The sequence below is a fragment of the Comamonas testosteroni TK102 genome (genome assembly GCF_000739375.1).
In the GTDB taxonomy this organism is placed as follows: domain Bacteria; phylum Pseudomonadota; class Gammaproteobacteria; order Burkholderiales; family Burkholderiaceae_C; genus Comamonas; species Comamonas brasiliensis.
The window spans coordinates 1,384,520-1,411,014 of sequence record NZ_CP006704.1 but is presented as its reverse complement, the minus strand read 5'-3'; the positions used below and the strand labels follow the sequence as shown (position 1 = coordinate 1,411,014).

General features: G+C 62.2%; 25 protein-coding genes. 19 read left to right on the top strand and 6 right to left on the bottom strand.

Annotated elements, in window-relative coordinates; genetic code table 11:
* Positions 1-127 precede the first annotated feature (127 nt).
* A complete protein-coding gene (locus O987_RS06350; RefSeq protein ID WP_043371182.1) occupies positions 128-2,617 on the bottom strand; it encodes a DNA internalization-related competence protein ComEC/Rec2 in 2,490 nt (829 codons plus the stop codon).
* 299 nt (positions 2,618-2,916) lie between these two features.
* Between O987_RS06350 and O987_RS06345 the strand changes: the two genes are divergently transcribed.
* Both O987_RS06345 and pdxY read left to right on the top strand, forming a co-directional pair.
* Positions 2,917-3,375: a RidA family protein gene (locus O987_RS06345; protein WP_043371180.1), complete on the top strand. Its 459-nt coding sequence runs from the start codon at positions 2,917-2,919 to the stop codon at positions 3,373-3,375.
* A 227-nt stretch (positions 3,376-3,602) separates the two neighbouring features.
* The gene (pdxY, locus tag O987_RS06340) at positions 3,603-4,430 is read left to right on the top strand and encodes a pyridoxal kinase (RefSeq protein ID WP_235214259.1); all 828 of its coding nucleotides are present in this window, start codon (positions 3,603-3,605) and stop codon (positions 4,428-4,430) included.
* 16 nt (positions 4,431-4,446) lie between these two features.
* On the opposite strand, the gene O987_RS06335 is transcribed toward pdxY, so the two are convergent.
* From O987_RS06335 to O987_RS06320, 4 genes are all read right to left on the bottom strand, one after another.
* A complete protein-coding gene (locus O987_RS06335; RefSeq protein WP_043371178.1) occupies positions 4,447-6,108 on the bottom strand; it encodes a methyl-accepting chemotaxis protein in 1,662 nt (553 codons plus the stop codon).
* 204 nt (positions 6,109-6,312) lie between these two features.
* On the bottom strand, positions 6,313-8,703 hold the full coding sequence (gene parC, locus O987_RS06330; protein WP_043371177.1) for a DNA topoisomerase IV subunit A: 2,391 nt from the start codon (positions 8,701-8,703) through the stop codon (positions 6,313-6,315).
* Positions 8,704-8,743: 40 nt separating this feature from the next.
* Entirely contained in the window at positions 8,744-9,610 is an 867-nt protein-coding gene (locus O987_RS06325) for a lytic transglycosylase domain-containing protein (RefSeq protein ID WP_003057666.1), read from the bottom strand.
* A gap of 53 nt (positions 9,611-9,663) precedes the next feature.
* Positions 9,664-11,634, bottom strand: a complete 1,971-nt coding sequence (locus O987_RS06320; protein ID WP_019043739.1) for a DNA topoisomerase IV subunit B — start codon at positions 11,632-11,634, stop codon at positions 9,664-9,666.
* Positions 11,635-12,051: 417 nt separating this feature from the next.
* On the opposite strand from O987_RS06320, the gene O987_RS06315 reads away from it, so the two are divergent.
* From O987_RS06315 to O987_RS06310, 3 genes are read left to right on the top strand one after another with little or no spacing between them, the layout of a single operon-like run.
* Positions 12,052-13,248 (top strand): MFS transporter, encoded by a 1,197-nt coding sequence (locus O987_RS06315; protein ID WP_043371176.1) that lies wholly within the window; start codon positions 12,052-12,054, stop codon positions 13,246-13,248.
* Between the two features lie 16 nt (positions 13,249-13,264).
* Positions 13,265-13,396: a hypothetical protein gene (locus tag O987_RS29640; protein WP_003057673.1), complete on the top strand. Its 132-nt coding sequence runs from the start codon at positions 13,265-13,267 to the stop codon at positions 13,394-13,396.
* Positions 13,397-13,438: 42 nt separating this feature from the next.
* A complete protein-coding gene (locus O987_RS06310) occupies positions 13,439-14,251 on the top strand; it encodes an SDR family oxidoreductase (protein ID WP_019043740.1) in 813 nt (270 codons plus the stop codon).
* Between the two features lie 59 nt (positions 14,252-14,310).
* Here O987_RS06310 and O987_RS28625 read toward each other — a convergent pair whose 3' ends face one another.
* A complete protein-coding gene (locus tag O987_RS28625; RefSeq protein WP_144244896.1) occupies positions 14,311-14,571 on the bottom strand; it encodes a hypothetical protein in 261 nt (86 codons plus the stop codon).
* A 200-nt stretch (positions 14,572-14,771) separates the two neighbouring features.
* On the opposite strand from O987_RS28625, the gene O987_RS06305 reads away from it, so the two are divergent.
* The 14 genes from O987_RS06305 to dapA all read left to right on the top strand — a co-directional run bounded on the left by O987_RS06305 (position 14,772) and on the right by dapA (position 26,438).
* Positions 14,772-15,209, top strand: coding sequence for a hypothetical protein (locus O987_RS06305; protein ID WP_144244895.1), 438 nt, complete (start codon positions 14,772-14,774; stop codon positions 15,207-15,209).
* Positions 15,206-15,565, top strand: a complete 360-nt coding sequence (locus O987_RS06300; protein ID WP_043371173.1) for a hypothetical protein — start codon at positions 15,206-15,208, stop codon at positions 15,563-15,565. The genes O987_RS06305 and O987_RS06300 overlap by 4 nt, the downstream gene beginning before the upstream one ends.
* Positions 15,555-16,742, top strand: coding sequence for a phage/plasmid replication protein, II/X family (locus tag O987_RS06295; RefSeq protein WP_003058417.1), 1,188 nt, complete (start codon positions 15,555-15,557; stop codon positions 16,740-16,742). Before O987_RS06300 ends, O987_RS06295 begins: the two co-directional genes overlap by 11 nt.
* A gap of 13 nt (positions 16,743-16,755) precedes the next feature.
* Positions 16,756-17,082, top strand: a complete 327-nt coding sequence (locus O987_RS06290) for a hypothetical protein (RefSeq protein ID WP_043371172.1) — start codon at positions 16,756-16,758, stop codon at positions 17,080-17,082.
* A 1-nt stretch (position 17,083) separates the two neighbouring features.
* The gene (locus O987_RS06285) at positions 17,084-17,437 is read left to right on the top strand and encodes a hypothetical protein (RefSeq protein WP_043371170.1); all 354 of its coding nucleotides are present in this window, start codon (positions 17,084-17,086) and stop codon (positions 17,435-17,437) included.
* Positions 17,438-17,461: 24 nt separating this feature from the next.
* Positions 17,462-17,665 carry a hypothetical protein gene (locus O987_RS06280; RefSeq protein WP_235214257.1) on the top strand — a complete coding sequence of 68 codons (204 nt, stop codon included), beginning with the start codon at positions 17,462-17,464 and terminating at the stop codon, positions 17,663-17,665.
* Positions 17,662-17,919, top strand: a complete 258-nt coding sequence (locus tag O987_RS06275; protein ID WP_043371167.1) for a major capsid protein — start codon at positions 17,662-17,664, stop codon at positions 17,917-17,919. The genes O987_RS06280 and O987_RS06275 overlap by 4 nt, the downstream gene beginning before the upstream one ends.
* A gap of 495 nt (positions 17,920-18,414) precedes the next feature.
* Positions 18,415-19,521, top strand: coding sequence for a hypothetical protein (locus tag O987_RS27525; protein WP_144244894.1), 1,107 nt, complete (start codon positions 18,415-18,417; stop codon positions 19,519-19,521).
* A gap of 3 nt (positions 19,522-19,524) precedes the next feature.
* Positions 19,525-19,827, top strand: a complete 303-nt coding sequence (locus O987_RS06260) for a DUF2523 domain-containing protein (protein WP_043371162.1) — start codon at positions 19,525-19,527, stop codon at positions 19,825-19,827.
* A gap of 27 nt (positions 19,828-19,854) precedes the next feature.
* Complete coding sequence (locus tag O987_RS06255) at positions 19,855-21,036, top strand: zonular occludens toxin domain-containing protein (RefSeq protein ID WP_235214255.1); 1,182 nt, start codon at positions 19,855-19,857, stop codon at positions 21,034-21,036.
* A 775-nt stretch (positions 21,037-21,811) separates the two neighbouring features.
* On the top strand, positions 21,812-22,423 hold the full coding sequence (locus O987_RS06245; protein ID WP_043371157.1) for a recombinase family protein: 612 nt from the start codon (positions 21,812-21,814) through the stop codon (positions 22,421-22,423).
* Between the two features lie 75 nt (positions 22,424-22,498).
* Entirely contained in the window at positions 22,499-23,092 is a 594-nt protein-coding gene (locus O987_RS06240; protein WP_051962122.1) for a class I SAM-dependent methyltransferase, read from the top strand.
* Positions 23,093-23,127: 35 nt separating this feature from the next.
* Complete coding sequence (locus tag O987_RS06235) at positions 23,128-25,257, top strand: DUF6630 family protein (RefSeq protein ID WP_043371156.1); 2,130 nt, start codon at positions 23,128-23,130, stop codon at positions 25,255-25,257.
* Between the two features lie 284 nt (positions 25,258-25,541).
* Positions 25,542-26,438: a 4-hydroxy-tetrahydrodipicolinate synthase gene (gene dapA, locus O987_RS06230; RefSeq protein ID WP_003057677.1), complete on the top strand. Its 897-nt coding sequence runs from the start codon at positions 25,542-25,544 to the stop codon at positions 26,436-26,438.
* Positions 26,439-26,495: the final 57 nt, after the last annotated feature.

Genomic DNA, 26,495 nt, shown 5'->3' with positions numbered 1-26,495 from the left:
GCAGACCACGGGTTTCAGTTTAGCGACGCCGCGCCAGGCAAGCTGCCTGGCAACGCGCACGCAACCTTGCATCTCAGCCTCCGCCCCAAGGGCGGTACAGCATCAATGCAAGCCCCATGCCAGTTTCTCAGGGCGGGCCCGTCGAAACCGCATGAACATCCCAATAATGCGCCCGAATCAGGCGCTCGCATTCCAGTTTTTCCGGCTTGGCAGAGCTCCAGTAGGCCGCACCGCAGCGATCCTGTGCCACCAGCTGGCTGCCCACCGACCGATAGCGCTGCACCACGGCCGCCACCGGGTGCCCGAAGCGATTCAGATAGCCCGCCTGGACCACCGCCCAGCGCGGGCGCAGCGTGCCGACCCAGGGCTCGGTCGACGAGGTCTTGCTGCCATGGTGCGGCACCAGCAGCCATTCCACGGGCTCGTCCAGATGGGTCTGCAGCAACTGCTGCTCCTGTGCAGCCTCGATGTCTCCGGCCAGCAGGGCCACCTGGCCGCTGGCCGAGCGCAGGCGCAGCACGCAACTGCCGAAATTGGGCCTGGCCTTGCGGCCATTGAGCCAGGCCTCTCCTGCTGGCGGGTGCAGCACTTCGAACGTCACGCCATCCCATTGCCAGTGCTGCCCCTGGGTACAGCGCTGCACCGGAGCCAGGCCCGCCAGTTGCGGTGCCTGGATCACCGAGTCCGAACCCCAGACTCTGGCACCGGGCTGAGCCGCCTTCACGGCCAGGGCTCCGCCGGTGTGATCCATATCGCTGTGACTGAGCATCATGGCATCGAGCTGCATGCCCTGCGCGGCCAGCAAGGGCAAGAGCACACGCTCACCGGCATCGCTGTGGCGGCCGTACTGCGGCCCTGCGTCATAGAGCAGACGATGGCTGGCAGTGCTGATGATGACGGCGTTTCCCTGACCGATATCCGCCGCCAGCAGCTCGAACTCGCCGACACGCGGCCGTGCCTGAGGCCAGAACAAGGCAGGCAGCGCGAACAGCGCGGCCACCAGCCGCAACCGCCCCGGCAAGGGCGCGATCACCAGCAGTCCGGCAGCTATCGCCAGCACGCTGGCCCACCAGGCGGGCTGCGGCAGAACCCACACCGCCCAGGGCAGCGCAGCCAGCCACTGCAACAGACCCATCAAGGGCAGCATGGCGACAGCGGCAGCGCTTGCCGCCATGGGCAGCGCAGCCGCGAGCAAGGCCAGCGGCGTGACCACCAGGGTCACCCAGGGAATGGCCAGCAGATTGGCCAGCAGTCCCACGACGGACACCTGACCGAACAGCAGCAGCCCCAGAGGTGCCAGGGCCAGGGAGATCAGCCATTGCTCACGCCACAGGGCATGCAGCTTGGCCATCCAGCGGCGCACAGCGCTTTGTCCCTTCGCATCCGCAGCGCCCGAGCCCGAAGCCAGCAATACCCCGACCGCGATGAAACTGAGCCAGAACCCGGCCTGCCACAGCGCCCACGGGTCGGCCACGACAATCACCGCCAGCGCCAGCAGCCAGACACAGGCCCAGGGCCAGCGCACGCCCAGCCATTGCAGCAGCGCCACCACGGCCAGCATGCAGATCGTGCGCTGCGCGGGCAGCCCCCAGCCGCTGAACAAGGCATAGGCGGCCGCCAGCATCACGCCCACGGCCAGGGCCGCACGCGGAGCCGGCACCCAGCGGCAGGCGCCGGCACTGAGCCTCCACAAGCGGCCCACCAGCAAGGCGGCCAGCCAGGCAAACATCGTGATGTGCAGGCCCGAGATGCTCATCAGATGCGCCACGCCCGTCTGGCGAAACAGCGTCCAGTCCTTGCGCTCTATCGCCTGCTGATCGCCCACGGCCAGCGCTGCCACCACGCCCAGCGCTGCCTGGGCACGCGCCGCATCGCCGCCGGGCAGCCAGCGCTGCAGTCGCCCCATCTCGTCCTGGATGCGATCGCGCAGCCACTGCCGCCAGCGCTGCAAGGGATGCCGGGCAGTCACGGCCAGCAGCTCGGGCGCGGGCTTGTCGCGCACATAGCCCGTGGCCTGCACGCCCTGCTCCCAGGCCAGCAGCTCATAGTCAAAGCCATGCGGATTGCGCGAGCCATGCGGGCGCTTGATGCGCACCGTCAGACGCCAGCGCTGACCGGGGCTCAGCGCCACGCCCTGGGCCCAGGCAGGAACCAGAGCCTGGCCGGCATCCGCCAGTTGCCCGAACGGGCCGTACCAGGACAGCTCCAGCACTTGCGGCACGCCGGCATCCGCGTGCTCCACCACAAAGCGCCAGCGCTGGCCGTTGGCCTGGTTCTGCAGCATCGAGGCAATGTGGCCCTCCACCTGCAAATCCACGGCCTCCAGCGCCGGGGGCAGGGTCTGCTGCAGATAGGCATGGGCGCGCCAGCCCGTCAGCCCCGCCACACAGCAGGCCGCGCCCGTCAGCAGCAGCCACCAGCCCAGTCTCGGCCGGCCGCGCCATCTGCAAGCCAGCAGCAGCGTCAGCAATCCTAGGGCCAGTAACAACTGATAGAGCGCCAGATGCCAGAGTCCGGCCTGGGTCACCTGCCAGGCAGCGCCCAGCACACAGCCCCACAGCGGCGCCAGCCAGGACAGGCGGCGATGCGGAGAGGCGGAAGTCTGCTGGTGCGACATGCTGCCATGCTAGGAGCGAGGGCCTGCCCCCAGCATTGCGGCTATCCCTGCCCTGCTTGCGGCCCCAAAATCGCAGCGGATGCCGACTCTCGTTGCGCGAGCAGCTATCAATTCCACGACTTACGCAAAACGGGTTCAGGCATGACGGCTGCCTCAGGAGGCAGGCCGTTGCGGCCTTCTTGCTTGCGTAAGTCCCAAGTTCAAAAGCTATGGCCGCCGTGCCAGGACAATGACGGCCCGGTCGCGCTGCTGTGTCAAACTTGTCCCCCTTTAGCCCCCGCACTTTTTTGGAGCCCGTCATGAGCGTCTACGAGAAACTCAAAGCACTGAACATCACCCTGCCAGAAGTGGCCATGCCCGCGGCCGCCTACCTGCCCTATATGCAGACCGGCAATCTGGTGCTCCTCAGCGGCCATATCGCCAAGCAGAACGGCCAGCCCTGGGTTGGCAAGCTGGGCGAGAACATGACGACCGAAGAAGGCAAGCAGGCGGCCCGCGCCGTGGCCGTGGATCTGATGGGCACGCTGCAGCATGCCTGCGGCGGCGACCTGAATCGCGTCAAGCGCATCGTCAAGGTCATGAGCCTGGTCAACTCCAGCACCAGCTATACCGAGCAGCATCTGGTCACCAACGGCTGCAGCGAACTGCTGGGCGACGTCTTCGGCGAAGCCGGCAAGCACGCGCGCAGCGCCTTCGGCGTGGCCCAGATTCCCCTGGGTTGCTGCGTGGAAATCGAGCTGATGGCCGAGCTGGGCTAAGACTCTCGCTCATGCACATAAAGTGAGCTAATACCGCTTGCTATTCATAGATTTCAGATACAAAACTATCTGAATTGATTGACTGGCAAGCGCAAGCAGCTCACTTTATCTTTTCAGCGCGATGCTTGCCGCACGCATCCCGACCACTCACGAAAGAGCCCCCATGCCCGGCACGCAGCCCCCCCCCGCTGGTTCTCAGCATTCAATCCCATGTCGCCTACGGCCATGTGGGCAACGACGCCGCCATGCTGCCGCTGCAACTGCTGGGCATAGAGCCCGTGGCCGTGCATACGGTGCAGTTCTCCAACCATACCGGCTACGGCGAGTACAAGGGCCAGGTCTTCACGCCCGCCCATGTACAGGATGTGCTGGACGGCCTGCGCGCCCGCGGCGTGCTGGCGCGCTGCACGGCCGTGCTCTCGGGCTATCTGGGCGATGCCGGCGTGGGCGAAGCCATTCTGGCCGCCGTGCAGGAGGTGCGCGCCGCCCAGCCCGGGGCACACTATCTGTGCGACCCGGTCATGGGCGATGTGGGGCGCGGCGTGTTTGTGCGCCCCGGCATCCCTGACTTTCTGCGCAAGCGGGCACTGTCCCAGGCCAGCGTCATCACGCCCAACCATTACGAGTTCGAGCTGCTGTGCGGCGGCCCGCTGACCACGGTGCAGGCCGCCACGCAGGCGGCACGCACCATGCTCGCGCAGATGCATGACAGCCAGTCTGCGCTGATCGTCATCACCAGCCTGCGTACCGATGATCTACCAGCCGATCAACTGGCCACACTGGCCGTGACTGCCGACAAGTCCTGGCTGGTACAGACGCCCTATATCGACCTGCACCCCCTGCCCAACGGCATGGGCGATGTGTTCTCCGCCGTGCTGCTGGGCCATCTGATTCAAGGGCGCACCGTGGCCGATGCCGTGTCCCGGGCCGTAAGCACCCTGTATGCCCTGGTCTCGCGCACCGAATCGGGGCAGCGCGACCTGCCCCTGGTCGCCAGCCGCGATCAGATCACGGCAGCGGCGCAAATCTTTGCCGCCGTGCCGGTGATGCGCTGAAGCGGCGCGACCCGATTCACTCCGGGTGCGCCAGCGCCGGCTGGCGCGCGGCGGCAGCCGGCGCTGGCCGGGCCGTCGAGGCAGACCCTCTTGCTACCGATGCAAGAGCAGCCTGGGAATATCCGTGGCTGCTTCTGAGGTCCTCCATGCGGAACATGCTGACCGTCTGCGTCAGATGCTCGGCCTGCTCGCGCAGGCTTTGCGCAGCAGCGGCCGATTCTTCGACCAGGGCCGCGTTCTGCTGCGTCATCTGATCGAGATGGCTGATGGCCTGGTTGACCTGGGTCACGCCTGCACTTTGCTGGACCGAGGCTTCGGTCACCTCTGCAATCATGGTGCTGGCGTTCTGCACCGATTTGACGATATCGTCCATGGATTCGCCCACGCTCTGCACCAAACGGATGCCGTTTTGCACGCGCGCCTCCGAGGTACCGATCAGGGTGCGGATTTCCTTGGCCGCATCGCCGCTGCGCCGGGCCAGGGAACGCACCTCGCTGGCCACCACGGCAAAGCCGCGGCCTTGCTCGCCGGCACGCGCCGCCTCCACCGCCGCATTGAGCGCGAGGATATTGGTCTGGAAGGCAATGCCGTCGATGACACCGATGATGTCGCCAATCTTCTGGCTGCTCTGGCGAATCTCCTCCATGGTCACCACCATCGAGGCCACGACCTCGCCGCCGCGCCGGGCCAGGGCGACCGCGCCCGATGCCGTGCTGCGTGCCTGCTCTGCGCTGCTGGCGCTGTTCTGGATAGTGCTGGTGAACTCCTCCATGGCTGCGGCGGTTTGCTGCAGATTGCTGGAAGTCTGCTCGGTGCGCGCCGACAGGTCCTGGTTGCCGACAGCGATCTCGGCACTGGCCGTGGCAATGCTGTCGGCGCTGTGGCGAACCTGGGCCACCATGCCGTTGAGCGCCCGGCACATGTCCTGCTGCGTGCGCAGCAACGCGCCGAATTCGTCATGGCGCTGCACAGTTTCGCCCAGCCGCAGATCGCCGCCGGCAATGCGCTCGGCCATGGCCTGCGCGGCCAACAGCGGCGACTGCATGCTGCGGATCAGAAAGAACGCGCCGACGGCAATGCCCAGTACCACAAGCAGTACAGCCACACCGGCCATCCTCACGGTCGCCATGCGCAGCTCGGCCATCTGCAGCTGGCTGCCGGCAGCAGCTTTTTTCTGCAGCTCGACAAAGGCCTGCAGCGACTGCAAATAGGCCGCAATCGCGGGCTTGAAGCTTTGCTCGGCCAGCGCGAGAGCCCGGGCCGCATCCCCCTGGGCCTTGAGCTGGGCAATCTGCTGGCGCAGCTTCAGCACCTGCTGGCGCGCTGCAGCCACCTGCTCCATCTGGGCCTTGTCCTCGGCAGACACCGCCAGCGCCTGCAGCGACTTTTGCACCATGGAAATGCGGTCCGAGGTCTCGGCCATCGCGGGCTTGAAGCTCTCCTCCACCGAAGTCTCGCTGCTCAGTGCCAGCGCCAGCGTGCGCACGGCATTGGCTTCGGTCAGGCCCATCCACTCGATCGCCAGCTCGGTGCGTGAGCGCATTTGCTGCGCTGCCTGGTCCGATGCCTGCTGCGTGACCGAGGAGCGGTAGCCCGCAAATGCGATCACTGCAGTCAGCACCACCACGATGAGTAACACTGCCGCCCAGAGTTTGTGGGCCATCTTGAGTCGCTGCATAAAACATCCTGCCAACAAAGCTGCAAAGGGCTGCGCGCAGACATTGCCACGCATTGAGACAAAATGTATCGAGGCCGAACCCAGGTCAGCAGCAGGAATTTCCCTTTGTAGCGCGTCGTCTCAAGCCCATGTCTGCGCCGCAGAAAACAAAAAGCCGCCCAGGACCGGCCTGGCGCGGCTTGTCGGCAGGCGGCAGAAGCCGGCTTATTCCACGCGCGTCACCGCCTGGGGCTTGAAGCCCAGGTCTGCGGCCTTGCCCTTGCGACCGCGGTTGCCGCGGGCATTGTTGAGGCTGCGGATCTCCAGCGTCTCGGTACGTGCCTTGCCACCGCGCCCCACGCCATCCAGGCGAATGCTGCGCGTATAGGCGGCAGCGCCGGCCAGCTGGTCCTTGTCTTCCAGGCTGATCAGCATCAGGCCGCGCCCGCCCTTGGGCATGGCCTTGAGTTCAGCGATCTCGAAGGTCAGAATGCGACCGCCCACCGAGGCGCAGATCACATGGCTGGCGGGATTGAGCAATCCGGCCCCCTGCTCGCCGCCTTCCACAGTTTCGGCACGCGCATTCATGGGCACGCCATGCACCACCGAAGGCGCACACAGGGTCTCGCCCTCGCCCAGCGTGACAAACGCCTTGCCGGCCTTCTGGCGCGAGACCATATCGCCCACATTCGCCGTGAAGCCATAGGCGCCCGAGCCCGACAGCAGCAGCTGTGTGCCTTCGCTGCCGGCAAAGTAGTACAGCAGCTGTGTACCGGCTTCGAGTTCGATCATCGTCGTCACGGGCTGGCCGTCGCCGCGTCCGCCCGGCAGGGCCGATACCGGCACCGAGTAGACCCGGCCGTTGCTGCCAAAGGCCAGCAGCTGATCGACCGTGCGGCACTCGAACGTGCCATACAGACTGTCGCCGGCCTTGAAGCTCAGCGTGGCAGCGTCCACACCATGGCCTTGGCGCGTGCGCACCCAGCCTTTTTCGGAAATGATCACGGTCGTGGGTTCATCCACCACCTTGACCTCGGCCACCACCTTTTTCTCCTCGTGGATCAGCGTGCGTCGGGCATCGCCGAAGGTCTTGGCATCGGCTTCGATTTCCTTGCAGATCAGGCGGCGCATGGTCGCTTCGCTGCCCAGGATGTCCTCGAGCTTGCCCTGCTCGCTGCGCAGCTCCTTGAGCTCCTGCTCGATCTTGATGGCCTCCAGGCGCGCCAATTGGCGCAGGCGGATTTCAAGAATGTCCTCGGCCTGACGCTCGGAGAGATTGAAGGCTTCGATCAGGGCCTGCTTGGGTTCATCGCTGGCGCGGATGATGGCAATGACCTTGTCGATATTGAGCAGCACGGCCTGACGGCCTTCGAGGATGTGGATGCGATCGAGCACCTTTTCCAGCCGGTGCTGGCTGCGTCGCGTCACGGTCTGGAAGCGGAAGGCAATCCATTCCTCCAGCATCTGGCGCAGCGATTTCTGCACCGGGCGGCCATCGAGGCCGATGCTGGTCAGGTTGATCGAGCTCGAAGACTCCAGGCTGGTGTGGGCCAGCAGCGCCGTGATCAGCTCAGACTGCGGAATCTTGCCGGTCTTGGGTTCGAACACGATGCGCACCGGCGCATCCTTGCTCGATTCGTCGCGCACGCAGTCCAGCACGGCCAGCATGCTGGCCTTGAGCTGGGTCTGCTCCTGGCTCAGCGCCTTCTTGCCGGTCTTGACCTTGGGATTGGTGATGTCCTCGATCTCTTCGAGCACCTTCTGGGCCGACACGCCGGGCGGCAGCTCGGTCACCACCAGCTGCCACTGGCCGCGTGCCAGCTCTTCGATCTTCCAGCGCGCACGCACCTTGAGACTGCCGCGGCCCGTACGGTAGGCATCGGCGATATCGCTGCTGGACGAAATGATCTGGCCGCCGCCCGGATAGTCGGGGCCGGGAATCAGCGCCAGCAGCTCTTCTTCGGGCAGCTGCGGCTTCTTGATCAAGGCCACGCAGGCCGCTGCCACTTCGGGCAGATTGTGGCTGGGGATTTCCGTTGCCAGACCCACGGCAATGCCGCTGGCGCCATTGAGCAGCGAGAACGGCAGGCGGGCCGGGAGCTGCTTGGGCTCCTGGGTGCTGCCGTCGTAGTTGGGCACAAAGTCCACCGTGCCCATATCGATTTCGTCAAGCAGCAGGCCGGTGATCTTGGACAGGCGCGCCTCGGTGTAACGCATGGCCGCAGCGCCGTCGCCGTCGCGGCTGCCGAAGTTGCCCTGGCCGTCGACCAGCGGGTAGCGCTGGTTGAAGTCCTGCGCCATGCGCACCAGTGCGTCATAGGCCGACTGGTCGCCGTGCGGGTGAAAGCGGCCCAGCACGTCGCCGACGACTCGGGCGCTCTTGACCGGCTTGGCCGCCGTATTGCCGTTCGGGCCGCTATAGCTCAGGCCCATGCGCTCCATGGCATAGAGAATGCGGCGCTGCACGGGCTTGAGGCCATCGCTGACATCCGGCAGGGCACGTCCCTTGACCACCGATAAAGCGTATTCGAGATAGGCGCGCTGTGCGTATTGACCTAGGTCCAGTGCATCGCCAGCGGCTTGTTGAGACAAATCCAGTGTGGTTTGATCGCTCATGAATTCTTTGTGATTTTCCAAATTGCGCCGATCCGGCGACTCAAGGTATTTGCGCGTCCGCGGCCGCAGGGGCCGCGCCCGGCAGAGTCATGCGTATGCGGGAGCCGCCGCGGCCAGCCGAGCCGGCCGCAGCCAGCCGGCCGCTCAGGGGCCTGGCTGCCTGCAGCTGCTCGTAAATGCCCGTGACGGCCTTGACGTAATTCATTGTTTCTTTGTAGGGCGGAATCGCCTTGCCAAACTTCTGCACCGCACCTTCGCCCGCGTTATAGGCGGCCAGCACCAGATCGAGCCGGCCCGGGAACAAGTCCATCAGATAGCTCAGATAGCGCGCGCCGGCAGGCACGTTCACGGCCGGGTCGACCAGCTGCTGCTGCAGGCTGCGCTTTTTGCTGGCCGCCACGCCAAAGCGCTCGGCCGTGGCTGGCATCAGCTGCATCAGACCGACAGCGCCCTTGGGTGAGACTGCCTGGGCATCAAAGCCGGACTCCACGGCGATCACGGCCTTGATCAGGTCATAGTCCACGCCGGTTCTCTCGGCCGCCTTCTGCAGATGCGGCCTCACGCTCTTGTAGCGCGGCGAGACCTCGAAAAAGCTCTGCATGCGCGTGCGGGCGTTGAGCCCCTCGGCCGCTGAATCCGGCTTCAGCTGCAGACCCGGCTGGCTGCTGTCGTAGAGCTCGCCCCTGAAGAACAGCTTGTAGCGTTCGTCCAGCGCCTCGGCCGCAAAGTGCGTGACGCCGAATTCGTCGACATAGGCCCAGAGATCGGCATGCGCCGCCGGCGCCAGGGCCAGCCAGCCCGAGCCCGCCAGCAGGGCAGCTGCCACCGCACGTCGCAAACGCACAGACGCGAACCCGCCGCGCGCAGGCAGCTGGCTGGGTGAGGCATCGAACATGGGCTTGTGCATGGCTGGCTCCATCGACCGCTAGTGACCGCTAGTGCAGGCGTTGCAACGCCCGCCTAGATATCGACCTCCACGGCATCGCCATGCAGCTCCATCAGCTCGCGGCGGGCGGCGGCTTCGCCCTTGCCCATGAGCTTGGTGACCACGGCTTCCGACTGTGCAAAGTCCATGTTCATGAACTGCACCGGCAGCAGACGACGCGTATCGGGGTTCAGCGTGGTTTCCCACAGCTGTTCGGCATTCATCTCGCCCAGGCCCTTGAAACGGCTGACCTGGCATTTCTCGCGCGGCACGCCGTCCTTGGCGCATTTTTCAATGATGGCATCCAGCTCGCCCGCATCGAGCGCATAGACCTTGATGGCGGGCTTCTTGCCGCGCGCCGGCACGTCCACACGGAACAGCGGCGGCAGCGCCACATGGATGTGACCGGCCTCGATGAGCTTGGGGAAATGCTTGAAGAACAGCGTCAGCAGCAGCACCTGGATGTGCGAGCCGTCCACGTCCGCATCCGAGAGAATGCAGATCTTGCCGTAGCGCAGGCCGGACAGGTCGGGCTCGTCATTGGGGCCATGCGGGTCCACGCCGATCGCCACCGAGATATCGTGGATTTCGTTGTTGGCGAACAGCCGGTCGCGGTCCACCTCCCAGGTGTTGAGCACCTTGCCGCGCAGCGGCAGGATGGCCTGGGTCTCCTTGTCGCGGCCCATCTTGGCGCTGCCGCCGGCAGAGTCGCCCTCGACCAGAAACACCTCGTTGACGGCTATGTCCTTGCTCTCGCAATCGGTCAGCTTGCCGGGCAGCACGGCCACGCCGCTGCCCTTGCGCTTTTCCACCTTCTGGCCGGCCTTCTGGCGGGTCTGGGCAGCCTTGATGGCGATCTCGGCCAGCTTCTTGCCCCAGTCCACATGCTCGTTGAGCCATAGCTCCAGCGCCGGGCGCACAAAGCCCGAGACCAGACGCACGGCATCGCGCGAGTTCAGGCGCTCCTTGATCTGACCCTGGAACTGCGGGTCCAGCACCTTGGCATTGAGCACATAGCTGGCGCGCGCAAAAACGTCGTCAGGCATGAGCTTGACGCCCTTGGGCAGCAGCGAGTGCATGTCGATGAAGGCCTTGACGGCCTGGAACAGGCCGTCGCGAAGGCCGCTGTCATGCGTGCCGCCCGCCGTGGTGGGAATCAGGTTGACATAGCTTTCGCGCAGCGGCGCGCCGTCTTCGGTGAAGGCCACGCACCAGGCAGCGCCCTCGCCTTCGGCAAAGCTGTCGTTGTTCTTGTCGGCAAAGCCCTCGCCTTCGAACAGGGGGATGACGGGCTCGCCATGCAGGCTCTGCGCCAGATAGTCGCGCAGACCGCCCTTGAACTGCCAGCTCTGGGTGTCACGCGATTTTTCGTTGATCAGCGAAACGGCCACGCCGGGCATGAGCACGGCCTTGCTGCGCAGCAGATGCACCAGCTCGCCCATGGGCAGTGCCGAGGATTCGAAGTATTTGGCATCGGGCCAGGCACGTACCGTCGTGCCCTGCTTGCGCTCGCCGGCCTGCAGAGGGCGCACCTTGAGCGGCTCGATCACATCGCCGCCCGAGAACACCAGCGTGGCCACCTGGCCGTCGCGGTGCACCTGCACCTCCAGACGCGTGGCCAGCGCATTCGTCACCGATACGCCCACGCCGTGCAGACCGCCCGAGAAGCTGTAGGCGCCGCCATTGCCCTTGTCGAACTTGCCGCCCGCATGCAAGCGCGTGAAGACCAGCTCCACCACGGGCGCCTTCTCCTCGGGATGCAGACCGAAGGGAATGCCGCGGCCGTCGTCCTCCACGCTGTAGGAGCCGTCGGCGTGTATGGTGAACTTGATTTTCTTGCCATAGCCGGCAAGCGCCTCGTCGGCCGCGTTGTCGATCACCTCCTGCAGGATGTGCAGGGGGTTGTCGGTGCGCGTATACATGCCGGGACGCTGTTTGACAGGCTCAAGACCCTTGAGAACGCGGATCGAGCCTTCGGAATATTCGTTGGACGGTTTGACTGCCATGGGGGCGGATTGTAGTGGCCTCTGCGGATGAGAGCTGGATAAATTCACAGTTGTTTACTCCCAATACTCTTGCACAAAGCCCGAACATCTGTCTTGGCAACGTGTTTTCGGCGCATCTTGCCCGCTGCGACAACTCTCAAAAAGATAGCTTTCACCGCATGCCATTCAATAGTTTCAGATAGATATAAATCAGTTTTTATTGCAATCCTTGCGCAAGGCGCTCACTTTTTATTGGTCGCGACTTGCTGCACGCTCGCAGGGCCCGGCGCCGCTCCCGCATTCTGGCAGGCCGCACTGTCACGCATGTGACGAGCTGTGCAGGCGCAAAACAGCAGGTTTGGTTACAGTGGTGTGCTGACCGCACCCCAGGCCTTTTTTCGCACGCACGGCATGACAACAAAGACAACTCCAGCCCCCATGTCCATGGCGCAGATTCTTCTGTGCGGTGGCGCCATCGTCACGCTCTCCATGGGCATACGCCACGGCTTCGGCCTCTGGCTGCAGCCCATCACCCAGGACATGGGCTGGACGCGCGAAAACTTTTCCCTGGCCATTGCCGTGCAGAACCTGTCCTGGGGCATCCTGGGCATCTTCGTCGGCATGCTGGCCGACCGCATCGGTGCCTTCAAGGTGCTGATCGGCGGCTCCATCCTCTATGCCCTGGGTCTGGTCGGCATGGCGCTGTCCCCCAGCTCCACGGTGTTCCTGCTGACCGCCGGCGTGCTGATCGGCGCGGCCCAGGCCGGCACCACCTATGCCGTGATCTACGGCGTGCTGGGCCGGCAGATTCCCGTGGCGCGGCGCAGCTGGGCCATGGGCGTGGCCGCGGCGGCAGGCTCGTTCGGCCAGTTCTTCATGGTGCCGGTGGAAGGCAAGCTGATCGCTCAATTCGGCTGGTCCAATGCCTTGCTGATACTGGCGCTGTTCGCGCTGCTGATTGCCGCCCTGGCCTTCGGCCTGCGCGAGCCGGGCTTTGGCGGCAGCACGCCCATCAAGCGCGAGCAGACCGTGGGCCAGGCACTCAGGGAGGCCTGGACCTACCCCAGCTTTCTGCTGCTGATGGCGGGCTACTTTGTCTGCGGCTTCCAGGTCATGTTCATCGGCGTGCACGTGCCCAGCTATCTGAAGGACTTCGGCATGGCGCCCCATGTGGCCAGCTATTCGCTGGCCCTGGTAGGCCTGTTCAATATCTTCGGCACCTATCTGGCCGGCAATCTGGGCCAGAAGCTGCCCAAGCGCTATCTGCTATCGGGCATCTACGGTCTGCGCTCGGTGGCCACCGTGGCCTTTTTGCTGGCGCCGCTATCGCCCTGGTCGGTCTATGCCTTCTGCGCCGCCATGGGTTTTCTGTGGCTGTCCACCGTGCCGCTGACCAATGCCACCATCGCCCAGATCTTCGGCGTGCAGCATCTGTCCATGCTGGGCGGCTTTGTCTTCTTCAGCCACCAGATCGGGAGTTTCCTGGGCGTATGGCTGGGCGGCTATCTCTACGATATCAACGGCAACTACGACATGGTTTGGTACATCTCGATTGCCCTTGGCATTTTTGCCGCCGTCGTCAACCTGCCCGTGCGCGAGGCTGCCATTGTGCGCCGCACACCCAGTGCCGCCTGATACCGGAGACAGGCCCATGCAGCTCAAACTCTGGCAACGCATCTCCATCTGGTGTGCCGTGCTCGTGCTGCTGCTGGCGGTGTTTGCCCTGTATCTGCAACCGGAATTCATGCTCACACTGGCAGACCAGGTCTGGGCCTGCTTCTGAGCTCTTGGGCAAGCCGCCCGGGCGGCATGGCCGGGAGAGAGCATGGCTCGCATCATCATCACCGGTGCCTCGGACGGCATAGGCGCCGAAATGGCCCGCCAGCTGGCACAAACCCATCAGAGCCGGCTGCAGCTGACGCTGGCCGCGCGCAATGCCGGCAATCTGCAGGCCGTGGCAGAACAATGCCGGGCTCTGGGGGCACAGGTGCTGGAAGTGCCCACCGATGTGAGCGAAGAGGCCCAGTGCCGCGCGCTGATCAACGCCGCCGTGCACCAGTTCGGCGGGCTGGACGTCCTGATCAACAACGCCGGGGTCTCGGCCCATGCGCTGTTCGAACAGGTCAGCGCGCAAGACCTGGGCTGGTATGAGAGGTTGATGCGCATCAACCTCTGGGGCAGCGTCTGGTGCAGCCATGCGGCGCTGCCGCACCTCAAGGCCAGCCACGGCTCCATCGTCGCCGTGTCTTCGCTGGCCGGTCTGATAGGCGTGCCGGGCCGCACGGCCTACAGCGCCAGCAAGTTCGCCATGGCCGGCTTCTTCGAAGCCCTGCGCATCGAGCTCAAACCCGCCGGCGTGAGCGTGACCACCGCCTACCCCGGCGTGGTGGATACGCGCATCCGCTACCACGGCTACAACGCCAGAGGCGAAGCCGCAGGCGTCAGCGGCCTCAAGGAAGACGGCGCGATGACGGTGGCCGAATGCGCGCGCCTCATCCTCGACGGCCTGAAGCGCCGTCAGCGCGAGGTGGTGATGACAGGCAAGGGCAAGCTGGGCCGCTTCATCAAGCTGATCGCCCCGGGCATGGTGGAAGACATGGCCCTGGCCGCGCTCAAGGACGATGTAAAGCCGCACTGAGCCGACGCGAGGCTGCTGAGGTGGAGGCAGGCCATGCAGAAACAGGGCTGCGGGCACTGCTATGGTTTATGCAAGGCCAGGCTGCTTTTTAGACGGTCCAGCAGAGGGCCTTTGCGTTCTGCTTCCATGGCTGCTATCGCCATCCATCGATCCGGGTTTTCTCCTAAATCGATAGCAATATTTCCAGCAAGCAAGGGGCTTAGGCGGCCTCGCTTTTTTGCTTGTGCAAACGCCGCTGTGGTGATATTTAGATCGCGGCACCATGCGGCTGCTCGCTTCGATTTCAGTGCCATTTCAAGCAGTTCGAGTGTCGAGGCCATTTTTTCTCCTGTTCGTCAAGCTGTTTCGATGATATGACGACTCGTTACTGCTTTGGGTAACGACTCGTTATTATCCCGTTTGATAACAACTCGTTATCAGACGGAGCCACCCAGCTCGGGCAGATGCAGTGATCAACAGCACGCCCTACCGCCAGAAGCAGAGCTAGGCGGCTCCTGAGAAAAACCTAGGAGCCGCCAGCATGTCTAAAACCGTTCGCACATCTTCGATAAGTCCTCCACCTGGTCAGCAAGACCAAAGCGCTCGCCTGGCGGCTTCCGCCGAGGTCGGCCAGGTGGAGGGCACCAATCTCTGCAGCCACTGCGGCAATGGCCTGCTTGAAGAGTTCTGTCACGAGCCTCCCTTCGTGCGTTTCCGCTGCACAGATTGCGGCTGCGGCATGGACAAGGACTTGAACGTCATCAGCCAGCCTCGCTTGATCGACGTTGGCATCAGCGAAGTGCCGGAAAACTCCATCGTTACGGGCTTTGCAGAGCAAGACGATGGCTTCAAGTACCCGTTCGGCTATGTGCGTGGTGAGGGCTATTTCTTGTGCGACAGGTTTGGCTGGGCTATGTGGCCTGACCTTGAGGGCATGTTGCGTGCTTTGGCGCTTCGCATGCTGGAGCAGGGCGCATGAGCATCACGTTCTACGACGGCAAACTAGGTCAGGGCATGTCGTTTTCGGCGGCACGCCTCAATGACGCACACGACCAGGTCACGGACATGATGCGCCGCCCTAATCGCATTGACGATTTGCGCCTCTATGAGCTCTCCAATCGTATCCGCGTGGAGGGCCTTTCGCTTTTGTCCACGAGCACGCTGGACCTCGATTTCCTGGCCTTCCTGGGCCGGGAAAAGGCCGCTGGCCGAACGTATTCGTCGCAGGCTCTCGCAAAGCAGGTTTTTTCTCAGGCGGGCGTGGTAGCACCGCCTGAGAGTCTCAATTCTGAGATTTCGACAGTTTTGGGGAAGGGGTCACAAAATGGCCTATGACACCCTCAAGCTGAAAAGTCCATCCATGGACGAATCCTTCGTCCGTGCGATTGAGCAGCAGTGTGTTTTGCGCTCCGGTGTTGACCTGGCTACGGGTGCGATGCTGTACGAGCTGCACACCGGCGAGCTGCTGGGTTCCTGGGATTCGCGCATCAGTGTGCGTCCCATGTACGAGGATTGGGTCACGGACAAGAACGGCAGGCCGCGCCTGGCTCCCTGCGAGCCTTACATCCTGGTCGAAGGCTCCGTTCATAAGGCCATGATGGGCCACAACGTCTATGGCGGGCCGCGCAACTTCCAGAAGGCTTGCTCGTTCTTCGTCAACCTGGTTGAAAAGCTGCTGGGCGTGGATCTGCCGCCGTCGGGCAATTGGACGGTTCACCGTGTGGACGTGGCCCACGTCTTCGCGCTCACGAAGCCGGCCTGCAAAGAGTTTTTCGACAGCATCCAGCTGCGCAATTTCCCGCGCCGCCAGAAGAAGGCAGCTAAGTACGACATGGCGGTGTACTTCCCAGGCAAGACCACGACCGTCAAGTTCTATCACAAGGGTTCTGAGTTCGGCCTGCATGACAAGGCCAGGCTGCGGAACTACTTCCGTCAGGCCTTCGCGCTCATGTACGGAAAGAAGGATCTGCGCAACTTCGAGCGCGCAGAAAACAAGCTCAAGGCATTGCAACGCCTGGCCGACAGCCGCCTGCGGGTTGAGGTCGAAGTGCACTCCGACAAGTTCCAGTACGACTTTGGGCGTAACCCGCTAGTGAGCGAGGTGGACGACGCCTACCTGGAAACGATTCACGACAAGGAAGTAGAGCGCCTGCTGCGCGAAGGAAAGCAGTCCATGGAAACAGTACGCACGACCACGGCAGTCATGACCCGCCTGCAGAACGTCTACGGCGGAACACCAGGCCAACGCCTGTACGGGTTCTGGGCGGCCATGTGCACGCTCAATGAAAACGTCATGCGCGAAAAGTACAGCCGCGCGACCTTCTTTCGCAATCGCAAGCTCCTCGAGGAGGCCGGTGTGTCCTGGCGCTCTTCTGACATCCATGTCACTGCGAATGACAGCCTCATTCACGACTTCACGCCTATGCGCGTGGACAGGCGTTTCTGCAATGCCCCGGCCAGAAATCGTCCCGAACTCAACTACAGCCGGGACGAACTGCGCTTAGCCGCTTGATGGAGAAATGACGATGAGTGATGCAGCAACTGCCGCGCCTAAGGCCGGTCGCCAAATGGGCTTCAACCAGATGATGGTGCGTGGCCGCGTTGAAGAAACACGCCGTCATGGCAACACCAGCTACACGCGCGTTCTGTGCCCTGCGGCCGACGAATACAGCCGTCCTCAGACACTGGAGATTCGCAGCAAATCGCGTCTGGGCCAGAAGGGCGACACCATCACGCAGCTCTGCGTCGTGGGCGGCTACACGCGCAAAGCGTTCCGGGCCACAGACAAGGAGACCGGCGAGACCGCCATGGTCACGCCTGTGGATCACACCGTTGATGCGGTAGAGGACTGACATGGATCAGGCGCAGCTTGATTTCCTCGTGACTCAGGTCTTCTGGGTTGCTTTCGGTGGCGGCATCTTGGGTGCCTGCGCGATCAGCTGCGTGCTGCTTCTTGTTGAAGGTCTGGCCTCAGTTGTCATCGCATTTTTTGAGCGCCGCAACCGCATCGAAAACGCCCGCAAGCGTGCCGCGCTGCTCTCGCGCCTGGCAGTCAAGTCTCAAGCCGAATACGACCGCTTGCTGGTGGAGTTGGCGAACGGCCAAGCGTCAGCCGCTGGCGGCGGCGTGAGGCGAGCTTGCGAGACACACGACGCTGCAAGCGCCAGTGCTCAAGCGGTTGCATCGCTGCAATGCAAGCAAGTCTGAAGGCTGTTTGTGTACTGCGTATCTGTGACCAACCAGACCTATCAGGAAGTGTCCTGCGACACGCCTGATGCGTATGTGGTCATGACCCATGTGGAGCTGGCTCAACACAGCCCGTTCTACATGGATAACGAATCAGCCGTGGAAATCTCAGGGGCCATGCTGATGGCTATGGCGGCGGCGTTTGTGCTCCGCCAAGTCCGTAAATACCTGGAAAAGGAAGAAGAATGAAGACCCTTATCAACGCTGTGAAGCGCCGTGCTCAGGCTCCTGCAACCAAGCTGGCAACTGCTGGCAAGGCTGTGGCGGCCGGCTCGACCTTGGCATTGGCATCTGGTGCGCATGCTGCCGGTGTGACGATCGACACGACTGACATTGTTTCGACCATCACAGGTGGCGTGACAGCTATCTCCGCTATCGGTGTGGCTGTGATCTCGCTGGTTGTCGTGATCAAGCTCTACAAGTGGGTCCAGCGCGTGCTGTAAGCGCGTGCGGCGGGCCTTGATGGCCTGCTGGTTTCTGGGGCGCTCACGCTGATGTGTGGGCGCCTTTTTTCATGCCAGGGAGGGCTACGACATGGGGTTCTGGATCGTTATCACGATGGTGCTGTGCGGCTGCATCATCTTTTGGCCGTGAGGTGCTTCATGCGAAGGCTATTTGCGCGTACGTTTTTATGCTTGGCGCTGTTTATTTTTAGCTCTGCGTCGTGGGCCACTGTTCCGCTTGTGGACAGATGGGTGAATCACTTGGGCCATTCCTTTTATACGGCAGACGAGGCTTGCGCAGATATTTACAAGGGTCAGTCAGGTACTACTGGTTGGTATGAATCGCCACGTGAGGGTGTGCATCAATGTTGGGGGTCGTACAGCGGAAATCCGAAGGCGTTTGGCCCTTTCGGCTTGGACAAACGTGCGGGGTGTCCGGCGAATTCGACACTTAATAGTTCGGGTTATTGCGACTGCGACGCTGGAGCGAATCAAGTGGGAAACCAATGCGTCGTTCCAAACACGAAGGATGAGAAATGCGCAACTGATTTTGCAATGGCCGGGTTTGGTATCGGTCAGGGCTTGGGAACCATCCGCGATACAAAGACCATGTCCGGCGTTGTTCCCTCTGGTGAGATGTGCTGGCCTCACGAGAGCGCAACGAGCGGCTGCCTGGTCAACTTCGACCGCACCAGCTTGACCACCATGCCCGACGGCTCCATTCAAAGCGGCGGGTCGTTCACCATGTACAAGGGCGGCGTAGGAGGCAAGGCATGCACGCTGGAGGCTCCGCAAGACCCTGGTTCGACGGTCGAAGAAAAGTGCGAGCAAAGCGGCTCCTATACCGACTCAAAAGGCACCCACAGCTTGTGCCTTGACGCGCCCAAATGTGAAGGCGGTTTCATGGGCACCGTGTCCTATCTCGGTGGCGAAGTTTGCATCAAGGACAAGGGCGGCAACGTCATTGAAACCAGCAAAGACACCATCAAGAAAAACGAGGATGGCAGTACCGACAAGGTGACTGAAAAAACCACCTGCAAGGGCAACACCTGCACCACGGAAAAGACCACCACCAACACCACTACGAATAACACCTCTAGCAGCTCGACCACGACCAAAACGGAGAGCAAAGAGGACTACTGCAAGGCCAACGCGAGCGCAGCTCAGTGCAAGGACGATGAAGAGAAAGAAGGCAGCTTTGGTGGTAGCTGCCAGAGTGGTTTCACCTGTGAAGGCGATGCATTGCAGTGCGCTCAGCTCAAGGAGCAACACAAGCGCAACTGCGAAATGATGGAGAAGGACACCGACGCCAACAGCCTGACCAATAAAGCGCTCAACGGTACCGACGACAAGTCGGCCGACGCACTCAAGGCCAGCGCAGGCCAGGTCAACGTTGGCAGCACTTTCGACCAGTCCGGACTGGGTTGGGGTAGCTCATGTCCAGCTGATCCAGAAATTCAGCTCAACTTTGGCAGCCAAAGCTCTTTCACGATCCCATTCAGCCGCATTTGCGGGCCTCTGGGCGTGCTTTCTTTGGCTGGGGTAGGCATCACCCTACTCGGCTGCGGTGTGTGGGTTCTAGGTGGGAAGAAAGAGGGCTAAACCATGCCAATGTTTGTTTCGTGGATCCTCGCCGGTTTGATTCAGATTGCAGGCAGCTTGGTTGGTCGCGTGTTGCTCGCGCTCGGCTTTGGCTTTGTCGAATACGTGGGCTTCAGCGCACTCATCGACAACATCAAGAGCCAGGCCAGTAGCCTGATAGGCGCGGTCGGCAGCTCTGAGCTCGCGGCGTGGGCCGGCTTCTTCCGCATCGATGTGCATCTGTCCATCATCTTGTCAGCCATTGGCGTCAAGGTGATGCTCAATGCCTTGGGAGGCGACAAGATTCGCCGCCTGGTAAAAAAATAAGAGGGGATCGACATGCCTATCAACTTTGTGACGGGCCTGCCCCGTCAAGGCAAAACGCTGTTCACATTCATCCAGGTCAAGGAACGCGCAGCCAAGGAAAACCGCCCGGTTTACTACTGCAACATTCCAGAGGTCACGCTGCCAGGCTGGACGGAGATTGCGCATCCTGACGAATGGATGAACTGCCCCAATGACTCCATCATCGTCGTTGACGAGTTGCAGGACTTTTGGGGCTTGACTTCGTCAGGCGCAAAGGTGCCGCTGCCGATTCTGGAGTTGTCCAAGCACGGCAAGCGCGGCATTGACTTTTACTTCATCACGCAGGATCCGACGCTCGTTCATGCAACGCCGCGTAAGCTCTGCGAGATCCACTGGCATGTGGTGCGTGCCTTCGGTTCAGAAAACGCCGTTGCGCACAAGTTCAGCCGCATGCAGACCGACCCAGAGAAGGTAAAAAAAAAGAGCGAGAAGCTCCCCTGGCGATATCCAAAGGAAGCGTTTGGAAAAAAGGACAAAGCCGGAAACTGGATATCCAAGCCTTGGTACAAGAGTGCCGATGTGCACAACATCAAGCGGCAGATCCCGCTCAAGGTCTGGGCTATACCAGGCGTATTGGTACTCGCTGCGTTAGCTGTCTGGGGTGGAATCACACTTTTTGGAAAGACGCTCGACAAGGCTAAAGGCAGTGCACCTGGTCAAGCTGTGGCCACCGCGCCAGGTGCACCAGCTGCTGCACCTGGTCAGCCTGGCCAGGCTGGTGCATCGTCCAAGGCTGCACCCAGAACTACCGCGCAATACCTGGCCGATTACAAGCCGCGCCTGCAAGACTTCCCGCACACCGCACCGGCTTACGACCAGGTCACGCAGCCCGTAGAGGCACCGTACCCGGCAGCATGCGTCGTTATGAAGTCCAAGGGCTGCAAATGCTTCACGCAGCAGGCCACGCTCATGAGCACGAGTGAGGAAGTTTGCAGGCTGATCGTGGAGAAGGGCTACTTCGTCGACTGGCGCATGCCGCTTCGCCAGGCGCCAGAGCGGCCGCAGCAGACCGCGGCGAAGGACGAAACGCGCCAGGCGCACCAGCAGCCCATGCCGGTCGCGCAGCCCGTCCAGCTGGCCCAGCAGCAGCCGCAGCAGAAAAAGGACTTGGGGTATCTGGAGAGCCTGGCAATGCGCAATGCTCAGGTTCGGTCGAATCTCATGGAGTGATTCGGAGATGTATGAATTCGCACGTAATATTTACTACAAACAATGTAGCAAACATTACATGATTGGCGCGGGATTGAGTGGATTTTGCCACAGGTAAAACAGGCTTGAGGATTTCGTCGGGGAAATCGCAGATTTTTACGATGAAACCGCAGGGCCGCGCTTTGACCAGGCATGGTCGTGATCGAGCAAAATCATCGCAGCGATCGACGCCAGAAGCCTCGCCAAATGGTCGTTTGGATTCCTGAAACAATAGCACAGGGTGCGAAGCCAGAGGATTTTGCCGGGGAGTTCGTAGACCTTCTCGGTGAAACCGCAGGGCGGTCTCTGGGTAGTCACTGAACCCCGGAAGTTAGGCCGAGAGGCGGAAACAGAAGGTTGTCAGCGGTCATGGGAGGATTTCGGCGGGGAGACTGGAACAGTCTTCACGGTGAAACCGCAGCATGAAAGCAGGGCAAAGAGAAAAAGAGGGGGAGGGTCTGGGCAAAACCCAGCTCAGGAGAGCTTGAGGGAGTTGCACCAGGTGCGCGCATGCCTCGTTTGAGGCTCAGGACTTCGCAGTTCGCCTCACGCCGCGCGACAGACCGGACGTCAAGATGCAAACCGCCAGGCAGCGCGCCGGTGTTTGACCAGGTCGAAACACAAATCCAACAGCATGCCGCGTCCCGCAGCCCTCGCATGGCGAAGCGCATAGACGGAAGGCGTACCCCATAAGAACCAATGCGGGTGGATCACTCGCTTGATAAACAGGCTGTTTTACTAGAAGAGGGAGAGATAGATGAGATACGGCTATGCCCGCGTCAGCACCATTGAACAAGATACGGCTCTGCAGGACACAGCTCTTGCCAATGCCAGGTGTGACAAGGTAGTCAGAGAAAAGCGTTCTGCAGTCAAGAAGCGTCCCGAGCTCGAAGCGTTGCTGCAGTCTTTAAAGCCTGGAGACACCTTGATCGTCTACAAGCTTGATCGACTGGCACGGAGCCTGCGCGATTTGATCCGTATTGCCGAGCACGTTCAGGCGAGTGGAGCCAAGCTTTTGAGCCTTACAGAGCCTATAGACATAGGCACCCCCATGGGCCGAATGGTGCTGCAAATCTTGGGAGTCGTTGCCGAGTTTGAGCGCAGCTTGATTCGTGAGCGCTGCATGGCCGGCCAACTTGAAGCCGTTAAACGCGGAAAGATGATTGGAAGGCCCAGCAGGATTCCACTTAATGACCAAAACGAAATGATTCAGCTGGTGGGCTGTGGCATCTCATTGCGCGACATTGCCGATGCTTATGGAGTCCACGAAAGCACAGTGCGACGGTTCTATGACGAGGCCGTGGGGTACAAGACACGCCGCTTTGGGCAGATTCGTCGGTGGCTTTACGACAACAAAAAACCCACTTAGACAGTGGGTTTCTATGGTTATAGTGTGCATTTTGCTATGAATTTTGATGCTCGCATTAACCATAGTTTTCGCAAGATGACCAGCCACACCCTGCCTCCCACAGCCGACACCATTCCTGCGATTTCCGCCAGCCACTGCGCGCCGGCGCCCTCCGCCTGGATTGTCCGCTTTGCCCATCTGGTACGCCCGCAGGGCTCGGTGCTGGATCTGGCCTGCGGCATGGGCCGCCATACCCGTTTCTTCTCGGCCCTGGATCACACGCTGACCAGCGTGGACAAGGCGCCGGAGGCGACCCGGTGCGTGGCGGATATCGCCGAGACGATTACCGCCGACATCGAGAACAACGCCTGGCCCCTGACGGGCCGCAGCTTTGATGGCGTGGTCGTCACCAACTATCTGTGGCGTCCGCTGTGGCCGCTGATTCTGGACAGCGTCAAGCCCGGCGGCGTCCTGATCTACGAAACCTTTGCCCAGGGCAACGAGGCCTATGGCAAGCCCTCGCGCCCGGACTTCCTGCTGACTCCCGGCGAGCTGCTGCAGGTCTGCGCCGGCTGGAACATCGTCGCCTACGAGCATGGTCTGCTTGGCCAGCCCGCGCGCGTGGTGCAGCGCATCGCCGCCATCCGGCCCGATGGAGCGGCCGTACCAGCCGCACTGCTGCAAGCCTGACGCCCTTCTTCCGCCCCCCGATCTGCCCGACTGCCATGCCCGCCTACGCCCTGCTGCTTGCCCACGACGAACGCCCCGGCCCGGAGACCGACTGGCCCGCAGAGCCCGGCGGCAGCTGCGACGGCTGGGCCGAATGGTTCAGCAGCACGCCGCTGCTGTTCAGCGTGCTGCTCGGCGATGCACGGCATCTGCCCGAGCTGGTGCCCTGCAGCGCCTATCAGGACAAGCAAAGCCTCTCGGCCCTGGCCGCGCCCATGGACCAGGTCAGGGCGCGCTGGCAATGGCTCAGGAGCGTGATGGAGCCACTGCCCGCGCATTGGCCCGGTTCCATGCAAAAGCAATGGCAGCAAATCGATCACGCCATCAGCACCAGCACGCGCCAATGGCTGTTGCTGGACTGCGCCACGCTATGCCCACATGACTTTGACGAAGCCGAGTTCACGGCCTTTTTGCAGACCCAGCGCGAGCGATGCCGCCAATGGAACTGCAGCGGCGACGAGCTGGCGGACTCACTGCTGGCCTTGAAGCAGGCACCGCAGTCCCATCTGGGGTGGTGGAGCGACGCGGTCATCGCCCGCACCGAGGTCATCGAGCAGGAAAGCGAAGAAGACTGGCCCGCCTGGCTGGCCGATCACTACGAGCTGCGCCACCACGGCGCCTGGGACGAAGCCACCGAAAGCTATTACGTCATGCCCAGGCTGCACCCGCGCAGCGGCCTGGAGCCGCAAAACGACGCCGAGCGCGACCACTGGCCCGTGGGCATGGTCACGCCATATGGTCGCTGGCTGCAGCGCCCCGTGGAAGGCGCGAGCATGGCTTTTGTCTCTGGCGGCCATCTGAGCGTGCACTATCCCGAGACCACGCCGGGCGAAGGCGCGAGATCCGGCATCAAGGATTTGAACGGCATCTGGCAGGTAGCGCCCTCCCTGGGCTATCGCGACGCCTATGCCGTCACGCCCCAGGTCATGGCCTGCCGATCACCCGGGCAGGAAAACATGCAGGACCTGCGCAGCCTGCCCGGCCTCGCGCTGCTGCACCAAGGGCTCAGCAGCATCGACTACAACGAGGAACAGGACGAATTCATCCGTGCCGAAAAAGGCCCGTACGGCCACTCGCGCCAGTTGCTGCTCAAGGCCGATGGCCTGCCGCTGTTCGATGCCAGCCGCTACTGGCATGTCAACGATTTCAACGCCAAGAGCGGCCTGGCCGTTGCCTGCATTCGTGCGCCCTCTGTCAGCGACCAGGGCGAGCAGGAGTTCCGCGTGCTCGAAGGCGTGATCGACATCCGCGGCCAGGAAATCATTCCCTGCCAGTTCAAGACCATAGAGCGCGGCTTCAGCCACTCGCCCCCCAAGGTGTTTCCCGGCCGCAAGCTGCTGGCCATCACCGAAAAAGGCGAGCCGCGCATCTTCAGCACCCAGGGCAAGCTGGTGGCTGCCCCTGATATCTGGTGCCCGCCGCTGAACTACAGCCCGAAGAAAAATGAACTGCTGAGCTTTATGGGCGAGGGTCCGCAGGCCGAACTGGTCCTGTTCTCCATCCAGGATTTCAGCATCACCCGCACCGGGGAAACCTGGGAGGACTACCGCAATGCACTGCGCGGCATGTTCAAGGGCCAGGCGGGCGAGGTCACGACCATGACCCGCGCGCAGCTGATAGAGGCCGAAGACGAAGCCTGGATGCAGGATCTATCGCGCATTCTCTGTCTGAACGACGAGAGCCAGGCCGCACAGCTGCTGCAGCAGTGGCGCGACTGTGTGGCGGCGCCTGATCCTGACGACATGGGCTGGGACGAAGATGAGGAGATCGATCCCGATGTCATGCACCTGCCCGCAGGCGAGAACGCGTTGACCCTGTACTGGGTGCATCTGCTGGCCATCGGCAGCCAGTTTGCCCGCTTTGACTGGAAGGACGCCGACAGCATTGCCGGCACCCACTGGCTGCCCGGCACCGATGACTGGCAGTGGGACTCACCAGCCGATGGCGTGGAATCAGGTCTGGAGAACATGGCCGAACATCTGGCGGACCGCCAGCTGGCCTTGATCAAGCTGGCCACCGATGACGACAGCCTGCGCGTGACCGTGGTGCGCGCGGCAGATGCAGAGGACTTCATGCAGCGGCTGGCGCAGGCCCATATCAGCGCCTCGAACTACGGCACGCACTGATAACGGCAACGGCTCCCAGCCGCGCTCTCCGGCCTTGCCTGGGGGCGGCCGGCTGCAGCACAGTCAGCAGCGGCAAACCCGTGCAATAGCCTGCATGCCGTCTAAAACAGACCCGACTTCAACAAACAATATGACGCACAAATTTTAAATATTTCGTCATTTCGTCATTTATCAACAACACTTCGACAAAAACAGAGTTTTGCTAGACACTGTTGACAGCAAACCACTGCCTGCACCCTGTCCCTGTTTGTAGAATTCATTTTTACCGTTTTCTGATTGCGGATATGACATCACCCTCCGTTGCTCTCACTGGCAGCATTGTTGCCCTCATTACGCCCATGCTCGAAGACGGTAGCGTCGACTACCCGTCGCTGCGCAAACTCATCGACTGGCATGTGGCCGAAGGCACCAACTGCATCGGTGTGGTCGGCACCACCGGTGAATCGCCCACCGTGAATGTCGAGGAGCACTGCGAAATCATCCGCGTCGCCGTGGAACAGGCCGCTGGCCGTGTCTCCATCATGGCTGGCTGCGGCGCCAACAGCACGCACGAAGCCATCGAGCTGGCCAGGTACGCCAAGAAGGTGGGTGCAGACAGCCAGCTGCAGGTCGTTCCCTACTACAACAAGCCCACGCAGGAAGGCCAGTACCAGCACTTCAAGGCCATCGCCGAAGCCACTGGCGACCTGCCCGTGGTTCTGTACAACGTGCCCGGTCGCTCGGTCGCCGACATGCAGCATGACACCGTGCTGCGTCTGGCCCGGATCCCCGGCATCATCGGCATCAAGGAAGCCACCGGCAACATCGAGCGTGCACAGTGGCTGATCCGCGATGTGCCCGCCGGCTTCGGCGTCTACTCCGGTGACGACCCCACCGCCGTGGCACTGATGCTGTGCGGCGGCCACGGCAATATCAGCGTGACGGCCAACGTCGCCCCCCGTCTGATGAGCGAGCTGTGCAAGGCCGCCATGGCCGGCGATACCAAGCGCGCCATGGAAATCCAGTTCAAGCTCATGCCCCTGCACAAGAGCCTGTTTGTGGAAGCCAATCCCATTCCCGTGAAATGGGCAGCCGCCCGCATGGGTTTGTGCGGCCCCGCCATGCGCCTGCCCATGACGCAGCTGAGCGAGCAATGCGAAGCAGTTGTTGAGGATGCTCTGCGTAAAGTTGGCGTACTCTGATCGAGTTGCGCTAAGCTAGCGGTTTTTCGCACATAGCTTGAACGCTACCCAAGGACA